The sequence below is a fragment of the Aphanothece microscopica RSMan92 genome (assembly GCF_046613545.2).
GTDB lineage: Bacteria > Cyanobacteriota > Cyanobacteriia > PCC-6307 > Cyanobiaceae > NIES-981.
Map to the genome: position 1 here is coordinate 1 of NZ_JBKKKY020000142.1, position 2,048 is coordinate 2,048.

Annotated in this window: 1 protein-coding gene and 2 pseudogenes; 2 read left to right on the forward strand and 1 reads right to left on the reverse strand. The window is 67.4% G+C overall.

The window, feature by feature from the left end; all coding sequences use genetic code 11:
* Nucleotides 1-77: 77 nt before the first annotated feature.
* Nucleotides 78-257 carry a hypothetical protein gene (locus ACLD7X_RS16425; protein WP_425625400.1) on the reverse strand — a complete coding sequence of 60 codons (180 nt, stop codon included), beginning with the start codon at nucleotides 255-257 and terminating at the stop codon, nucleotides 78-80.
* Nucleotides 258-521: 264 nt separating this feature from the next.
* Here ACLD7X_RS16425 and ACLD7X_RS16430 point away from each other — a divergent pair.
* Both ACLD7X_RS16430 and ACLD7X_RS16435 read left to right on the forward strand, forming a co-directional pair.
* Nucleotides 522-1,880, forward strand: a pseudogene (locus tag ACLD7X_RS16430) (elongation factor G); the annotation flags it as partial.
* A gap of 8 nt (nucleotides 1,881-1,888) precedes the next feature.
* A pseudogene (locus ACLD7X_RS16435) lies at nucleotides 1,889-2,048 on the forward strand (fructose-1,6-bisphosphate aldolase); the annotation flags it as partial.

The window sequence follows — 2,048 nt, forward strand, 5'->3', positions numbered from 1 at the left end:
TGCAACATTTCTCTATTCGAGGTTCGAATAGAATACTTATCCACGGAATACGCGTCGAATCCTGGGCCAAACAAGCCTCAGACGCGGATATCGACCCCATCGCGCGTTGCGCGCATCAGATCACGGGTCGCCTCAAGGCTGGCCTGCACCACTTCCAGCATTGCTGCTTGCTGTTGCTGGGCCGCCTTCATGGCCACGATCCCCAGCGTCTGCTTCACGCTATCGCCGCTCGCCACGCCTTCTGCGGCCCGCGCCATCTGAGAGGCTGCGCGCGTCAGTCCGGCGGCTCCAATGCTCAACACGTCCATGGGGCGCTCCTTCGGAGGGTCTGGATAGGGCCGGGCGATGACTGGCGGGTTGCCCAAATCCCGACAGTTTGAGCGATCGCCTCCTGCGACCGCCCGCCGCAGGGGAGCGTCTTGCTGCTGCGCCGCACAGGGGCGCAGCCTGCGGGCCGGCATGGCGCTCGCCCGCGCGCGAAGTGCAGGGGCGCGGCGTCAGCGCAGCACCGGGAGACGCCCATGACCAGAAGAGCCCATGCGACCGCCGCAGCGGTCGCGCTGATCGGACCCCACGGCTCCGGCAAGACCACGCTTCTGGAGGCTCTGCTCGTTGCTTCGGGAGCCGTCACCCGAAAGGGGGCCGTCGCTAGCTCCGACAATGTCGGCGATTCCAGTCCTGAAGCCCGCACGCGGGCGATGTCGACCGAGGTCAACATCGCCCGCTTTTCGTATCTGGACGATCCCTACGCCGTGCTGGACTGCCCGGGCTCAATCGAGTTCGCCGGCGACATGGCGGCGGCCTTGCCCTGCGTCGATCTGGCGATCGTGGTCTGTGAGCCCGATCCAGCACGCGCGGGCGCCCTGCAGCCGATCCTGAAGCGGCTCTCGGACGCCCACATTCCGCACCTCCTGTTCGTCAACAAGATCGAGACCGCGCGCGGCCGCGTCCGGGACTTGCTGGAAGCGCTGCAGGAGGTGTCGCCGACGCCGCTGGTGCTGCGCCAGGCCCCGATCTGGACCGACGGCAAGGTGACGGGCTTCATCGATCTCGCGATGGAGCGGGCTTATGTATACCGGCCCGACCAGCCGAGCCTGCGGGTCGATATTCCATCCGATATGGCCGATCGCGAGGCCGAGGCCCGGTTCCAGATGCTGGAGCGGCTGGCCGACTTCGACGATCACCTGATGGAGGAGCTGCTCAGCGATGTGACGCCACCTCAGGCGGAGGTGTTCGCCGATCTCGCAGCCGGCGCCGCCAATGGCCAGATCGCCAGCGTGATGCTGGGCTCCGGCCTGCATGGCCATGGGGTGCGCCGGCTGCTGAAGGCGCTGCGCCACGAAACGCCGCCGCTCGACCAGGCGGCCCGCCGCCTGCTGGGCGCCGCCCCGGCTGGGCCGGCTGTCTATGTCGCCAAGAGCCTGCATGCGGGCCAATCCGGCCGGCTGTCCATCGCGCGGGTGTTTGGCGCGGCGCTGAGCGATGGCGCGACGCTGTCGCGGGGGGATGGCGCGGAGGCGCGGGTGGGTGGTCTGCTGGCCATTCAGGGGGCCCTGACCCGCAAGATCGACCGGGCGGAGGCAGGCGACATCGTCGGGCTCGCGCGCTTTGGTGAGGCCCGCACGGGCGAAGTCTATGCCGCCAGCGGGCGGCTCAAGGCTCAGGCAATCGAGATTGCGACACCAGTTTATGAAGTGGCGCTCGCGGCGCGCGACAAAAAGGATGAAGTCAAGCTGTCCGCCGCCATGCACAAGGTGATGGAGGAAGACCTCAGCCTTTCTTTCGGACCCGACGCGGAGACTGGCAGTTTCCTGCTGCAGGGCCAGGGCGAGACTCATCTGGCGGTGGCCCTTTCCAGGCTTGAGCGGAAATTCGGCGTCGGGGCGGTCGCGTCCCGGCCGGCGACGCCCTATCGCGAAACCATCCGCAAAGGCGTCAGATCCACAAGGCCATCCCCAACACCCACCTGGTGATGCACGGCTCCTCCTCGGTGCCCCAGGAGTGGCTGGACATGATCAACCAGTACGGCGGTGCCATCCCCGAGACCT

Excerpts from the sequence above, each read along its gene's own strand:
- ACLD7X_RS16425 (WP_425625400.1), bottom strand. The coding sequence starts at position 257 with ATGGCGCGGGCCGCAGAAGGCGTGGCGAGCGGCGATAGCGTGAAGCAG.